Consider the following 14,338-nt stretch of genomic DNA (forward strand, 5'->3'; position numbering starts at 1 on the left):
GCGGCGGACCGGCCCGGTAGCGCAAAGCGCCGCAATAACAGCCGCCCGTGCGCGTCGCGTTTTCTGTGGTCTGGTCAGACACGGCGCGCTACCCTTTCCTTACGCGTGACCCAATGGTAGCAAGCTGAGTTCATATGTCAAACCCAGACACCCACCGCAAAAGCCCGGTGCCCGTCGATCAATGCGGCGCGGCACTGGCGCTGGATGTGCTGCCCGACCGTTGGACCTGGTTGATCCTGCGAGAGTTGTTTTACGGTGTGTCACGCTTTGCGGATATTCAGGCCGACATCGCCATTCCCAAATCGGTCCTGTCCGGTCGTCTCACCCGAATCGTCGAAAACGGGCTGGCGCAAAAAATGCCGTATCGCGATGGTGCGGCCCGCACGCGATATGACTATCGGCTGACGCCCAAGGGGGCGGCGCTGATCCCGGTCATTCTTGCGCTGATGCAATGGGGTGATGCCCATCTCAAGGGCGGCAAACCCGCGCTTGCCCTCAGCGACGTCGAAACGGGCGAACATTTGTCCGTCGCGCTTGTGCCTGAAGGGCGCGGCCTGCCCCTAAGGCGCGTGACCTACGAACCGATCTGGGATCGCCCGGAAAACAAGGTCTAGCGAAACCGCCGCCTCAGCCCATGCCAAGCGCTTCCTTGTACATTTCCAGCACCGCTTCTTCTTCGGCGATGTCGTCCTTGTCGCGCTTGCGCAGGGCGATCACCTTGCGCATGACCTTGGTGTCATAGCCGCGGGCCTTGGCCTCTGCCATGACTTCCTTTTGCTGGTCGGCAAGGTCTTTCTTCTCCATGTCCAGCCGTTCGATGCGTTCGATGAACTGGCGCAATTCATCGGCGGTGACGCGGTAGCTTTCGGCATTGGTGGCGGTGTCGGACATGTGCAGGCTCCTGCGGCTGGTTCGCTTGGTGCGCTTCGATAGCGGGGGGCGTGCGGGCTGCAAGGGGCAAGCGCGGCTTGCCAACGCCGAAACACTCGGGTAGCCCGCCTGTCATGGAAAACACGACCGGAACGACCATTTTCGACGCTTTGATCTGGGCTGGCACGGCACTGTCGCTGCTGGGCCTCGCCGGGCTTGTCTGGTGTATCCTGAAAGTCTGGCGCGCGCGGCGCGCAGGGCTAGAGGATGCGGAAATGCGCGCGGTAATGGCGCGGGTTCTGCCCCTGAACCTCGGGGCATTGTTCGTGTCCGTGATCGGGTTGATGCTGGTGGTGGTTGGTATCTTTCTGGGCTGACGAAAGGCGAAGCGATGGAAATTGCGTGGCTTTACGGTCTGTTGGGCGGGCTGCTGATCGGGACGGGCGGCGCAGTTCTGCTGCTGGGCGCGGGCCGGATCATGGGGGCGAGCGGCATTGTCGGCGGGCTGGTGGACGGCACCGGCACGGATCGCGCAGCCACGTTCGCCTTTCTCGCCGGCCTGATTGGTGCCCCTGCCCTGCTGAGCCTTGCGGGATGGGCCGTTGCCACCCAAGCCACCTCGCAGATCTGGATGCTGATCCTAGCCGGAATGGCCGTCGGGATTGGCACACGCTTTGCCAACGGGTGCACATCGGGCCACGGGGTGTGCGGGCTGTCACGGTTTTCGCTGCGCGGGCTTGTTGCGACCCTGTTTTACATCGGCGCAGGTGTAATCACGGTGACGCTGTTGCGGATCGGCCTGGGCCTGTGATGCGCGCATTCGTATCCTTGATCAGTGGCGCGCTCTTCGGCGCGGGCCTGCACATTTCCGGCATGACCGACACGACGCGGGTGCGCGGTTTCCTTGACCTTGCAGGCGCGTGGGATCCGACGCTTGCCTTTGTCATGGGCGGGGCGATCCTGCCGATGCTGGGCGCGTGGCGTCTGACACGGGGGCGCGCACCGCTGGTCGGCGGGACGTTTCCAGCTCAACCGAAACAGACAATCACGCGGTCGCTCATGATCGGCTCGATCCTCTTTGGGATCGGTTGGGGGCTGGTGGGCCTGTGCCCCGGTCCGGCAGTTGCATCCATCAGCTACGGGGGCTGGCAAGGGGCCGTGTTCCTCGTGGCGATGCTGGCGGGCATGTGGGCGGTGCCGCCCCTGCGACGCGCGCTGGACAGACACCGCGCACCGGCCTAATCCTAGGCACATGGATATTCGCGAAATCACGCCAAACTACTTTGCCGCCCCACAGCTTGATCCGGCCGATATGGGCGACATCAAGGCGGCTGGCATCACAACGGTGATCTGCAACCGACCGGACGCAGAAGTGCCACCCGCCTTTCAGGCCGACAGCATCGAGGCCGCCGCCCGCGCTGCAGGCCTCAACTTTGTGCGATTGCCGCTGACGCACCAGACCATGACGCCGCCGAATGTGGCCGCGCAAATGGAACATCTGAAATCCTCGGACGGCCCTGTTCTCGCCTATTGCGCGTCGGGTACGCGGTCGACCGTCATCTGGTGTCTCGGGCAAGCCGGGGAGATGGCGACGGATGACATTCTGGAGGCCGCACGCGCGGCAGGTTATGATCTCGGCAACATGCGCCCGACGCTGGATGCCATCGCCAACGCCAAAGGGTCTGCGTAAGCCGCGTTGGCTGCGCCTAACTTGCGGCCTTCATCTCAAGATCGGGCAGTTCGGACAGATCCGGCAAATCATCCAGATCAGGAAGAGATTCGAGATCGGGCAAATCGTCGAGGTCAGGCAGATCGTCCGTCACAGGGAACGGAATGTCGGAGTCATCCTCGTCACGGTTGTCGACCTTTTCGGCGGTCCCGGAGCGTCTTTCTTCGACCGGTGAAAGCGCCTGCATGGCATCTTCCAGCTCATCATCGCTCACATCCACCTCGCGCGGCAGGGTCGAACGGCGGCCCGTTGCGGTCAGCACCTCGACTTCGGGCATATCGACCAGCGCCTGATCGCTTTCACGGCGCAGCGGCTGGGAGGCATGGGATGGCGGGCGGAGCGGTTTCACAGCACGCACACCATCCACGTGACCAACCACTCCGCGACCCAGAACGCGGCCAGTTGCCGTGATGATCTGGACGTTGGGAAACGCGCCGGGCGTCAGGGCCAGCGTGTCCCCCACTTTCAATCCGTTAAGCTTTTTCAAAGACAGGCTGAGCTGGCAGACAATCATGCGCAGATCCGCGTTCAGCCCCATCACCAGCTTGGCCATATCGGGCACTTTGGAATCCGGAGCAGAGGCACCATCGGCATCCGGGTCCTCACGCTGATCCGCGCGCGCCTCAAGCGTTGGCAGGATCAACGTCATCTCGCCCTGCCTCGCACCGCGGGCGATATCGAGCGTCAGCTTGATCGACACATAGTCGTCGGCGTCCAGCGCCAGCGCCATGGTGCGTGCATCCTGGGCCTTGGCCCCGAACTGGAACCCTTCGATCAGGTCCCGGTCTTCGGGTTCGTCCAGTATCGGGGCAACGCGCGCAAACAGAGTGTCGATCAGCGGAGCGCAAATCGCTGCATCCGTGCGGGTCATGGGCCGTTCGGGATCACTTGCGCTATTCACGCTGCCAACGGTCTGCTGCTGGATCAGCGCGCCGACAAGCACCGGTTCGACAATCGCAGCCCCCGTGCATCCCCCCGGGCCGTCCAGCAGTAACAGCAGCGCGCCGTCGGGCAGACCATCCTCAATCCCGTCCCCGGCAATGGACTGCACAGACGTACTGAGCACGGCCATGGGCAGACCCATCAACTGGTCCGCCACCTTGGCCATCGTCACGCGCAGCGCCTTTTGCAACGTCATGGCCTTGGCCTTGCGCTGCTCGCGTGCGGTGGCGGCAATCCGCGCCAATACAGTCTGTGTTTCGGTTTCGCCCATATCCTCCGACCCAAGGTTCGGCCTGCATATACTCCGGCACAGTTACGCAGGATTGGTTACCAACCGCTTTAGATCAGGCACAAAATCAGAAATGTAGCGCAGGTGATTTACTGGGCGGCCATGGCGGCACGGCGCGGCAGATGCACAACAAATGTGTTGCCTTCATCGGCGGGGACATGGGTGACGTCGCCGCCCAGACGGGCCATGATCTCGCGACAGATGGCCAGCCCAAGACCCGCGCCCGATCCGTCCTGATCCCCGATGCGCGCGAATTTCTCAAAGATCAGGCTGCGCGCCGAGTCCGGAATCGGCGTACCGTTGTCGGCAAAGGACACCGAAAGGTCAGGGCCATCCGCGTGCACGGAAATGACCAGTTCCGGGTTTTCCGCATCGCAGTATTTCTGAGCATTGGTGATCAGGTTGATGAACACCTGCCCGAGCCGGTCAAGATCGGTGGTCAGCACCACCGCTTCGTCCACGCGCCGTCGCCGGATTTCGATCTTGCGGGTGCTGCCGGCTTGGGCTGTAAGGATCGCCTTTTCCAACAGATCGGACAATCTGCCCGCCTCGTATCGCAACGACACCTGCCCGTTTTCCAGAACGCTGAGGTCGAGAAGATCGTCCAGCAACCGGGTCAGCCGGATCGCCTCGCCATGGATGATCGAGGCATAGCGCGTCTTTTCCACCTGCCCCATGCCTTCGGTGTCGCGCAAAATTTCAGAGAACGAGCGGATCGACGTCATCGGCGTGCGCAATTCATGGCTGATCTGGGACAGAAACGCATCCTTTTGCACCGACAGCGCTGTCAGCTTTTCGTTGGCTTCGCGCAATTTGCCTGCCGTGCGCGTCAACTCGCGCGATTTGGCCTCAAGCTGGTTTGAGTATTCGAGGATTTGCGCGGATCTCGTCCGCGACCGCCATCAGGTCCTGCACCGACACGGACGCGCCACCCACAAGCTGGCTGATCATTGCGTGGGCCGTGGCCGCCCCGACCGAGGCGGCGAGTTCGCGTTCAAGGCTTTGCAGGAACGCCTGATTGGGTTCGGGCAGCGACCCGTCCAGCCCCTGCCGCGCGGCCTCGGCCCGGAACAGCGACTGCGCCTCGTCCGCGCCAAGGATGCGTTGGGTCATCACCATCAGGTCTTCTGAGGTGGCGCGCGCCGCCTCCCATCCCCGCGCCTGGGTGGAGTGATCAAAGACGTTGACGAATTGCGCGCCCTGCAACCGCTCAAGCGGTCCTGGAAAGGTGACAAGCGACACAGCGACAAAAGCGGCCATGTTGAGGGTAAGCGACCAGGCCACTGCGTGCACGGTCGGATCGATCCCCTCGATCCCGAACAATGCATGAGGGCGCAGCCAGCCAAACCCGAACAGCCCGTTGTCAAAGATGCCTGCCGACAGGACCACGCCGGGGCCAAAGCTGGGCAAGAGCGAACAGAACACCCAGATGGCGAAACCGACCACCAGACCGGCCAGCGCCCCCCAGCGGGTCGCCCCACGCCAAAAGATGCCGCCAAACATCGCCGGCAGGAATTGCGCCACGCCTACGAAAGAGATGAGCCCGATGGCCGCAAGCGCCGCCCCGCCCCCGAGACCCGGTAGTACAGATACCCGAGCCCAATGATCAGCAGGATCGAGGCGCGCCGTGCCAGGATCACCACGTTGCGCACATCGCCAGACACCTGCGCCCCTTCGGCCCGCGCATTCAGCCAGACCGGCATGACCACGTGGTTCGACACCATCGTGGACAAGGCAAGCGTCGCGACGATCACCATGGACGTGGCCGATGAAAAACCGCCCAAAAAACTGAGCGTGGCCAGACCCACCTGCCCTTCGGCAAGCGGCACGGTGAGGACAAACAAGTCCGGGTTGGTGCCCGCAGGCATCAGATCAAGGCCGATCACCGCAATGGGCACCACGAACAGGCTCATCAGCATGAGGTAAAGCGGGAAGGCCCAACTTGCGATCTGCAGGTGACGCTCGTCCTCGTTTTCGACCACCATGACCTGAAACATGCGCGGCAGGGCCAGAAAGGCAGCCGCCGACAGCGCCGTAAGGGCGACCCAGCGGCTGCGGTCCATGTCCCACTCGCCAATGGGCGAGGAATCGATCCGCTCCATCATCGGCCCGATACCGCCTGCAATGCCCCAGACCACAAAGATGCCGACGGCCAAGAGGGCAATCAGCTTGACCACCGCCTCAACCGCGATGGCGATCACCACACCGTCATGGCGTTCATTGGCGTTGAGGTTTCGCGTGCCGAAGAGGACCGTGAAGATGGCCAGACCAAAGGCAACCCAGAAGGCGGCGACGATCTGGTTCACTTCGCCACCTGCGTCCGGTTCGGAAAAGATGGACAGCGACAGCGTGACCGACTGCAATTGCAGGGCGATGTAGGGGGTCACCCCGATCACCGCCATAATCGTGACCACGATGGCCAGCAGGTTCGATTTGCCATAGCGCGACGAAATCAGGTCAGCGACGGAGGTGGCCCGCTGCACCCGGCCCACCCGCACCAGCTTGCGCAGTGCCCACCACCAGCCGATCATCACGAGGCTGGGACCAAGGTAGATGGTCACGAACTCCATCCCCGAACGCGCGGCATATCCCACAGCGCCGTAAAACGTCCAGGCCGTGCAGTAGATCGACAGGGACAGCGTGTAGACCAGTGGAGAACGCAGCCACGACCCCTTCCCGCGCGCCGCAGCACGTTCGGCGAAAAAGGCAATCGCAAACAGAAAGGTGACGTAGATCAGGCTGACGCCGACCAGCATGTTGAGGGACGCCATCAGGGGCCCTCGGTGTCCGCGTCCTCGCCCATCTCGGGACCAGACCGTAAAAACCACCACAGCGAAAGCGCCGCCGCGATCAGCGTCACCCACACGACAAAGACGTAGATGACAGCAGTAGACATCGCCATCTTGTCCGCCACCGCCGGACCATCCGCTGTCGTCGGCCAGAACACGGGCAGCATCCACAAAAAGATACCAAGGATCGGCAAAAGACGCAGCGCATCCATCATGCGGCGGCGACGATAGCTGCGTCGCTCAAGGAAAACCGGAGTGAGGCCGGGTTCGCTCATTGCGCCAACTGCACCAGATCGCGCACCGCCGTGACAACTTCGAGATTGGAGAACGGTTTGGTCATGAACCGGCTGACCCCGGCCTTTTCGGCCTGTTCGCGGTCACGGGCCTGGCCACGCGCGGTCAGCATCAGCACCGGCAAAGCCTGGAAATCAGGATCGGCGCGCAATTCGGTGAGGATATCAAGCCCGCTTTTGCCCGGCAGCATGTGATCGAGCACCACGAGGTCGGGGCGCACGGCACGGATGGTGTCAAGCGCTGTGGCGCCGTCCGAATGCGTGTCGACCTGCCACCCCTCACGGCTGAGGATAAAGCGGATTGCCTCGATGATATTGACCTCGTCCTCGACGAGCAGAACATGCTTGCCCATTTTGCGGTGCCTCCCCTACGCACCGTCGCCGCAGGCCGTCTGTTTCGCAGATGCCCATCAACGATGCCCCCTGACTATGTGCCGTTTTGATCAGCCTGTCAAAACGCCTCAGAACCCGTCGCTGAGGATCGAAGGTTCGCGCCGCCCCTCGCATTTGGCGACAGGACAGATCCGGCAGGCCGGGCCTACAGCAAACGGTGGCGGGTCGCCTTCTTTGGCGGGTTCGGCCACCGGCACGATCAGCATTGTGGATTGCATCAAAGGCGGGGCGTTCAGCGCCACATGACCCGTGGTTTCCGTCGCGGCGTAACAGTCAAACATCGCATCCGCCCGCCCCGGCATCTGCACCCGTTGATAAAGGACCTGACCCGGCCCCCCAAGCGCCTGAAACAGCGGCCAGAGGGGGCAAGCGGTGCCATAGCGAGGGATAGTGAACCCCTCGACACCTTTGCGGAACAGGAGGCTCCCGGCGCGGTCCGCCACGACAAGACCCAGGCCAAGGTCGGGCACCGAGGCCAGTCGGCGCAGGATGCAAGGTACGCTGGTTGCAAACCGTGCGGCCAAGGCGGGCGGGTTGAGGCCGGTATCTTCGACCGCTGCGCGCAAGTCGGGCAGTGCGACCTGCGCGCTGTCGGCCATCATCCGTTCCAGAACCCCACGCGCGATATGCCGCGCAGGTACCGAGGTCAGCTCGGGTGCCTCTGAAATGATCTGGGCGATGTCGGCCTCGCCTGCCTCAAGAGTGGCAAAGCCATAGTCATGGGCCTCCAGAAAGGCCTCGACATCTTCCTGCGGGGTGCCGCTGATCGCGGCCTCGCCGGTTTCTGCATCGAGGAAACCTACGAGGGTCTTGGAGCTTTCGGCCAGGCGTCGGCTGTCGGCATCAAGGTTGGTGTGGAACCGGTCCAGCCAGTCGCGCGACAGTTCCTTGTCTTCGGCAAGGATGGACGCGGTCGAGCGGATGGAGGCGGCCGTCGACAGCACCTCGTGCACGGATGCGGCCACTTCGGGGTCATGGGTCAGCCGGTCGCTCAGCACTTCGACTGTTCGCTCCAGCGAGGCCAGCTTGCGATGGGACAGCGCCAGCGCATCTGCCCAGCCCGGAAAACGGCCCGCGAAATCCTCGGCCCTGTCCAGTTCGGCGGTTGCCATCGCAGTGCCACTGCCCGCTTCTCGCAACGTGGCGACCAGCGCCGCCTCGGCCCCTGTGGTCAGTGCAGACACCTCGACACCCAAGGCTCCGGCGATGTCAAGCAGCAGCTTTCCGCCGATTCTGCGGCGGTTGTGTTCAATCAGATTGAGGTAGGAGGCAGAGATGCCAATCTGGCGCGCAAGGGCGGACTGTTTGGTACCCGCCATGACCCTGCGATCCCGTATCCGTGTGCCTGTGAGGGCTTCGCGCATGGCGCTCTCCGCATGGTTTCGTGTTCTATTTCAACGCGTTTCTGCGGTGCAACATAAGACAATTTACAAAAAGCACCGTACCCTTGTGTATATATTTACAAAATAGTCGTGAAAAACAAGGGGTTTATTGCGCGCTTTTCACAACTCGGGTCATAAAGTATTTGCACATCTACGTGCCGCGCGTCCCACGACACAGTGGGGCGAAGCGTTTTTACAACTGGGAGGATTTTCATGTCCAAAACGAACCTGACACGTCGTGGTCTGATCAAGACCGGCGCAGTCGCCGGCGCAGCAGGCCTGACGCTGCCAACATATCTGCGCGCGGATGGCCATACGGGCTTTACCAATGCGCCCACAGGCAGCAGCGTCACGCTGGGCTTCAACGTGCCACAATCCGGCCCCTACGCGGATGAAGGTGCGGACGAACTGCGCGCCTATGAACTTGCTGTCGAGCACCTGAACGGTGGCGGCGACGGCGGCCTGATGAATACATTCTCGTCCAAAGCCCTGCAGGGCAACGGCATCCTCGGCAAGAAGGTCGAGTACGTCACGGGCGACACACAAACCAAATCCGACGCCGCGCGCGCTTCTGCCCGCTCGATGATCGAAAAAGACGGCGCCGTGATGATCACGGGCGGCTCGTCCTCGGGTGTGGCCGTGGCCGTGCAATCGCTCTGCCAAGAGGCGGGCGTTATCTTCATGGCGGGTCTGACCCACTCCAACGACACGACCGGCAAGGACAAGAAGGCAAACGGTTTCCGTCACTTCTTCAACTCCTACATGACCGGTGCAGCCCTCGCGCCCGTTCTGGCCAACAACTACGGCACGGACCGCAAGGCCTATCACCTGACCGCGGACTACAACTGGGGCTACACCACCGAAGAAGCGGTGCGGACCTCGACCGAAGCCATGGGTTGGGAAACTGTCGGCACCGTTCTGACGCCGCTGACACAGACCGACTTCTCGTCCTACATCACGCCTGTTCTGCAGTCGGATGCGGACGTGCTGGTTCTGAACCACTACGGCGGCAACATGGTGAACTCGCTCACCAACGCGGTTCAGTTCGGCCTGCGCGACCGTGTCGCAAACGGCAAGAACTTCGAGATCGTTGTTCCGCTCTATTCGCGCCTGATGGCGAAAGGTGCCGGTGCAAACGTGAAAGGCATCTTCGGGTCCACAAACTGGCACTGGTCGCTGCAGGACGAAGGCTCCAAAGCGTTCGTGCAATCGTTTGGCACCAAGTACGGCTTCCCGCCCAGCCAGGCGGCGCACACCTGCTACGTTCAGGCCCTGCTTTATGCAGATGCCGTGGAACGGGCCGGGTCGTTCAACCCATGTGCGGTTGGCGAAGCGCTCAAGGACTTCGAATTCGACGGCATGGGCAACGGCCCGACGCTCTATCGTGGCGAAGACCACCAGTGCTTCAAAGACGTGCTGGTCGTGAAGGGTAAAGAGAACCCGACTTCCGAATTCGACCTTCTGGAGATCGTCGAAATCACGCCTGTCAGCCAGGTGACGTATGACGCGTCGATCTTTGGCGGCGACCTGGGCACATGTAACCCCGGCGCATAAGCGTTGATCACCAAATCATAAGGGTGGGCAATTTGCCCACCCTACCTTGCCCCGTGCCGCTGGCGCGCTCTGGCAGCAAACGTTCCAACCAAAGGTCAGGCCGATGGAAGCGATCATCCTACAAATTCTCAATGGACTCGATAAAGGCTCTGCCTATGCGCTGATTGCGCTGGGGCTGACGCTGATTTTCGGCACGCTGGGCGTTGTGAACTTCGCCCACGGGGCGCTTTTCATGATTGGTGCCTTCTGCGCCGTCACGCTCAGCCGCATCATTTCGATCAGCCATACGGTCGTGGACGACACCCAGACCGACTTCCTCGGGAATCCGCTAAAAGTGGAGGTGCCGTATGTCTATGACTGGTTTGGACAGGCCACGGGGGATGTCATAATCGACTGGGCCGTGCCGCTGTCGATCCTGTTCGCCATTCCGGTCATGATCGGGATCGGTGTCCTGATGGAACGGGGCCTGATCAAGCATTTTTACCACCGCCCACACGCCGACCAGATCCTGGTGACCTTCGGCCTTGCCATCGTTCTTCAGGAAATCATCAAGTACTACTACGGGGCCAACCCGATCCCCACACCTGCCCCGTCGGCCTTTACAGGCTCGTTTGATTTTGGCGCTATCATGGGCTTTGAGCCCGGCCAGATCATCTATCCCTACTGGCGCATCATCTACTTCATGTTTGCGGCTGTGATCATTGGCGGTGTGTTTGCGTTCCTGCAATTCACCACCTTCGGGATGGTCGTGCGCGCCGGGATGGCGGATCGCGAAACCGTGCAGCTGCTGGGCATCAACATCGACAAGCGGTTCACCCTGATGTTCGGGATTGCCGCGGCTGTCGCAGGTCTGGCGGGTGTGATGTACACGCCCATCAACTCGCCGAACTACCACATGGGCATGGACTTTCTTGTTCTGAGCTTCGTCGTGGTTGTTGTCGGCGGCATGGGGTCACTGCCCGGTGCCGTTCTGGCCGGCTTCCTGCTGGGCATCGTCGAAAGCTTTGCCTCAATGAGCCAGGTTCTCGATATCCTGCCCGGCATCAACCAGATCATCATCTATCTGGTCGCAATCATCATTCTGCTCACCCGCCCCCGGGGCCTTATGGGCCGCAAAGGCGTGATGGAGGACTAATCAGCCATGCTTGGACTTAACAAAAGAGACGCTTATCTGCTGCTGTTCGTCACAGCGCTGACCATGCTGGCGCCGTTTATCCTGAACCCGTTTCCCGAAGGATCAGCCCTGGCGCAGTTCAACGCGGGCTATCCTGACCTGATGCAGCGTTTTGTCATCTTTGGCGTGTTTGCCATCGGGTTCAACATCCTGTTCGGCCTGACCGGCTATCTCAGTTTTGGCCACGCAGCCTTTCTGGGTGTCGGGTCTTACGCGGCGATGTGGATGTTCAAGCTGTTCGGTATGAACGTCCTGCCCGCACTGGGTCTTGCCATCGTGACATCGGGGCTGTTTGCCGTGCTGATCGGTTACATCAGTCTGCGCCGCTCGGGCATCTACTTTTCGATCCTCACGCTTGCCTTTGCCATGATGTCCTACGCGCTTGCCTATTCCGTGCTTGCCACGGACATGGACGGTCCGGACCGTCAGGGGCTTTTGCAAAAAGGGCTGACAGGCGGCGAAACCGGTCTGCAACTGACACTTCAGGATCCTCGCATCTTTGGCGAGCAAAGTGCCGGAACGGGCAACATCCCCGTGCCGAACCTGTTCGGTCTTGAAATGCGCGCGGCCACGGAACTCAATGTCGGCGACTGGGTCTTTACCTTCTCGGCGGGCTACTATTTTGCGGCGCTGGTCATGTTGCTGTCGTTTTACGTGTCGATCCGCATCTTCCGCTCGCCCTTTGGCATGATGCTGCGGGCGATCAAATCAAACCAGCAACGCCTCAATTACACAGGGTTGAATGCCAAACCCTACATGCTGACGGCGTTTGTCGTGTCGGGCATGTATGCCGGGCTCGCGGGTGGATTGATGGCCTCGATGGATCCGCTTGCAGGACCGGAACGCATGTTCTGGACGGCATCCGGTGAAGTGGTGTTGATGACCATTCTGGGCGGTGTCGGGACACTGATTGGCCCGGTGCTTGGGGCCGGTGCGATCAAGTACATGGAAAACATCCTGTCCAAGATCAACTCGGATATTCTGCACACCTGGTTTGCCTTCCTGCCCGACGGGCTTGAGGATTTTGTCATCACCCTGATCTACCCGTTTATCGGAAAGGGCTGGCATCTGACGCTGGGTCTGATCTTTATGCTGGTCGTCATCTTCCTGCCTGGCGGGCTGGTCGAGGGCGGACAACGGATCGCCGGCCTTTTCAAGCGCAAGAAGCCCAGTTCGGACACGCCGGACGGCAAAACCACACCTGCGGAATAAGGGAGAACGACCATGGGTATTCTCGAAGTCAAAAACGTAGGCAAACGGTTCGGCGGGCTTCAGGCGCTGGGGGACGTGAACCTGAGCGTGGCTGAAAACACCGTCCACGCCATCATCGGCCCCAACGGGGCGGGTAAATCCACCCTGCTGAATGTGCTGGTGGGCAAGCTGATCCCCGACACCGGATCGGTCATGTTTGACGGCAAGTCTGTGCTGGGGCGCAAGCCGTACGAGATTTGCCAGATGGGCATTTCGCGCGTGTTCCAGACACCGGAAATCTTTGGCGATCTGTCAGTCATGGAAAACATGCTGATCCCCTGCTTTGCCAAGCGGGATGGGGCGTTCACGGCCAACGGATTCATGAATCTGTTCAAGGATCGCGAGATGGTCGAACGCGCAGAAAGCGTGCTGGAAGACATGAACATGATCGACAAGCGCCACATGCACGCCGCCTCGATGTCGCGCGGCGACAAACGGCGTCTTGAGATCGGCATGTGCCTCAGCCAGGAACCCCGTCTGCTGCTGCTGGACGAACCGACAGCGGGCATGGCGCGGGCCGACACCAACAACACGATCGACCTGCTCAAACAGATCAAGGAAGACCGCGACATCACCATCGCGATCATCGAACACGACATGCACGTGGTGTTCAGCCTTGCCGAACGGATCACCGTGCTGGCGCAAGGCACGCCACTGGTCGAAGACACGCCCGACAAGATCAAGGGCCACCCCAAGGTGCGCGAAGCCTATCTGGGCGAAACGCAGGACGCCGCTTGAGGCTGGGCACAGTGCCCACCCTACACGAACTCTGCCGTAGGATGGGCCATCTGCCCATCACAGCGACAAGACATGAGGACTGACACATGAACGTCAAACCCGACTTTTCCAAAGGCGTCAGCCACGCCCAGACCGCCCCCGCCTTTCTGTCCGTCTGGGACATGCACGCCTATTACGGCGAAAGCTATATCGTGCAGGGCATCAGCTTTAACGTCCACGAGGGCGAAATCCTTGCCCTGCTGGGGCGCAACGGAGCGGGCAAGACATCGACCCTGCGCTCCATCGCGCGCATTGGCGATCCGCAGGTGACTCACGGCGAAATCTGGCTGGATCACCAGCCGCTCCACAAGATGAAGAGCCACGAGGCCTCGCAGGCCGGTCTGGGCCTTGTGCCCGAAGATCGCCGCATCATTCCCGGCCTCACAGTGGAGGAAAATCTGAAACTGGCCCAGATCGCACCGCCCATCGGCTGGTCGATTGAACGGCTTTACAACCTGTTCCCGCGTCTGGGCGAACGCCGGACCCAAGAAGGCACCACATTGTCGGGCGGCGAACAGCAGATGCTTGCCATTGCCCGCGCGCTGGCCCGCGACATCAAGGTGTTGCTGCTCGATGAACCCTACGAGGGTCTTGCTCCCGTTATCGTGGACGAGATCGAAAAGACGCTGAGCATCATCAAGGAACAGGGGATCACCACGATCCTTGTGGAACAGAACGCCGTGCGCGCGCTGCAGCTGGCCGACCGGGCCGTGATTCTCGACACCGGCGGAATCGTGTTTGACGGCACAGCCTCCGAAGTGCTCGAAAACGAGGAATTGCGGGCCGAATACCTCGCCATCTGACCCCGCAGACCCCGATCCAGGACGCAAACAATCAGAGCGGAGCCGGTGGCTTCGCTCTTTTCGTATAGGGCTTTGGCGCAGAAAACCGGGCC

15 protein-coding genes and 1 pseudogene are annotated in these 14,338 nt (G+C 61.3%); 10 read left to right on the top strand and 6 right to left on the bottom strand.

What is annotated here, in order from left to right; translation table 11 throughout:
• The first annotated feature begins 134 nt into the window (after nt 1-134).
• On the top strand, nt 135-614 hold the full coding sequence (locus tag ACERZ8_RS17365) for a winged helix-turn-helix transcriptional regulator (RefSeq protein ID WP_407593403.1): 480 nt from the start codon (nt 135-137) through the stop codon (nt 612-614).
• Between the two features lie 13 nt (nt 615-627).
• Here the strand turns inward: ACERZ8_RS17365 and ACERZ8_RS17370 are convergent, their stop codons facing one another.
• Nucleotides 628-891, bottom strand: coding sequence for a DUF2312 domain-containing protein (locus ACERZ8_RS17370; protein WP_299376497.1), 264 nt, complete (start codon nt 889-891; stop codon nt 628-630).
• Nucleotides 892-1,004: 113 nt separating this feature from the next.
• Here ACERZ8_RS17370 and ACERZ8_RS17375 point away from each other — a divergent pair, with 113 nt between their 5' ends.
• From ACERZ8_RS17375 to ACERZ8_RS17390, 4 genes are read left to right on the top strand one after another with little or no spacing between them, the layout of a single operon-like run.
• Nucleotides 1,005-1,247, top strand: a complete 243-nt coding sequence (locus ACERZ8_RS17375) for a hypothetical protein (protein WP_407593404.1) — start codon at nt 1,005-1,007, stop codon at nt 1,245-1,247.
• A 14-nt stretch (nt 1,248-1,261) separates the two neighbouring features.
• Nucleotides 1,262-1,681, top strand: a complete 420-nt coding sequence (locus ACERZ8_RS17380) for a YeeE/YedE family protein (RefSeq protein ID WP_407593405.1) — start codon at nt 1,262-1,264, stop codon at nt 1,679-1,681.
• Nucleotides 1,681-2,112, top strand: coding sequence for a DUF6691 family protein (locus tag ACERZ8_RS17385; protein WP_407593406.1), 432 nt, complete (start codon nt 1,681-1,683; stop codon nt 2,110-2,112). Before ACERZ8_RS17380 ends, ACERZ8_RS17385 begins: the two co-directional genes overlap by 1 nt.
• 10 nt (nt 2,113-2,122) lie before the next feature.
• Nucleotides 2,123-2,560: a TIGR01244 family sulfur transferase gene (locus ACERZ8_RS17390; protein WP_407593407.1), complete on the top strand. Its 438-nt coding sequence runs from the start codon at nt 2,123-2,125 to the stop codon at nt 2,558-2,560.
• Between the two features lie 16 nt (nt 2,561-2,576).
• On the opposite strand, the gene ACERZ8_RS17395 is transcribed toward ACERZ8_RS17390, so the two are convergent.
• From ACERZ8_RS17395 to ACERZ8_RS17415, 5 genes and pseudogenes are all read right to left on the bottom strand, one after another.
• A complete protein-coding gene (locus ACERZ8_RS17395; protein ID WP_407593408.1) occupies nt 2,577-3,812 on the bottom strand; it encodes a hypothetical protein in 1,236 nt (411 codons plus the stop codon).
• Between the two features lie 107 nt (nt 3,813-3,919).
• Nucleotides 3,920-6,601: pseudogene (locus ACERZ8_RS17400) on the bottom strand (ATP-binding protein).
• Nucleotides 6,601-6,894 (bottom strand): hypothetical protein, encoded by a 294-nt coding sequence (locus tag ACERZ8_RS17405; RefSeq protein ID WP_407593409.1) that lies wholly within the window; start codon nt 6,892-6,894, stop codon nt 6,601-6,603. The pseudogene ACERZ8_RS17400 and the gene ACERZ8_RS17405 overlap by 1 nt, the downstream one beginning before the upstream one ends.
• Nucleotides 6,891-7,265: a response regulator transcription factor gene (locus tag ACERZ8_RS17410; RefSeq protein ID WP_407593410.1), complete on the bottom strand. Its 375-nt coding sequence runs from the start codon at nt 7,263-7,265 to the stop codon at nt 6,891-6,893. Before ACERZ8_RS17410 ends, ACERZ8_RS17405 begins: the two co-directional genes overlap by 4 nt.
• A gap of 108 nt (nt 7,266-7,373) precedes the next feature.
• A complete protein-coding gene (locus ACERZ8_RS17415; RefSeq protein ID WP_407593411.1) occupies nt 7,374-8,669 on the bottom strand; it encodes a short-chain fatty acyl-CoA regulator family protein in 1,296 nt (431 codons plus the stop codon).
• A gap of 231 nt (nt 8,670-8,900) precedes the next feature.
• Here ACERZ8_RS17415 and ACERZ8_RS17420 point away from each other — a divergent pair, with 231 nt between their 5' ends.
• From ACERZ8_RS17420 to ACERZ8_RS17440, 5 genes are all read left to right on the top strand, one after another.
• On the top strand, nt 8,901-10,241 hold the full coding sequence (locus ACERZ8_RS17420) for a substrate-binding protein (protein ID WP_407593412.1): 1,341 nt from the start codon (nt 8,901-8,903) through the stop codon (nt 10,239-10,241).
• Between the two features lie 103 nt (nt 10,242-10,344).
• Entirely contained in the window at nt 10,345-11,376 is a 1,032-nt protein-coding gene (locus ACERZ8_RS17425; RefSeq protein WP_407593413.1) for a branched-chain amino acid ABC transporter permease, read from the top strand.
• Between the two features lie 6 nt (nt 11,377-11,382).
• Nucleotides 11,383-12,627 carry a branched-chain amino acid ABC transporter permease gene (locus ACERZ8_RS17430; protein ID WP_407593415.1) on the top strand — a complete coding sequence of 415 codons (1,245 nt, stop codon included), beginning with the start codon at nt 11,383-11,385 and terminating at the stop codon, nt 12,625-12,627.
• Between the two features lie 12 nt (nt 12,628-12,639).
• Nucleotides 12,640-13,404, top strand: coding sequence for an ABC transporter ATP-binding protein (locus ACERZ8_RS17435; protein ID WP_407593416.1), 765 nt, complete (start codon nt 12,640-12,642; stop codon nt 13,402-13,404).
• Nucleotides 13,405-13,490: 86 nt separating this feature from the next.
• Complete coding sequence (locus ACERZ8_RS17440; RefSeq protein ID WP_407593417.1) at nt 13,491-14,246, top strand: ABC transporter ATP-binding protein; 756 nt, start codon at nt 13,491-13,493, stop codon at nt 14,244-14,246.
• Nucleotides 14,247-14,338 lie beyond the last annotated feature (92 nt).

The organism is Tateyamaria armeniaca (assembly GCF_045797845.1).
Taxonomy (GTDB): Bacteria; Pseudomonadota; Alphaproteobacteria; order Rhodobacterales; family Rhodobacteraceae; genus Tateyamaria; species Tateyamaria armeniaca.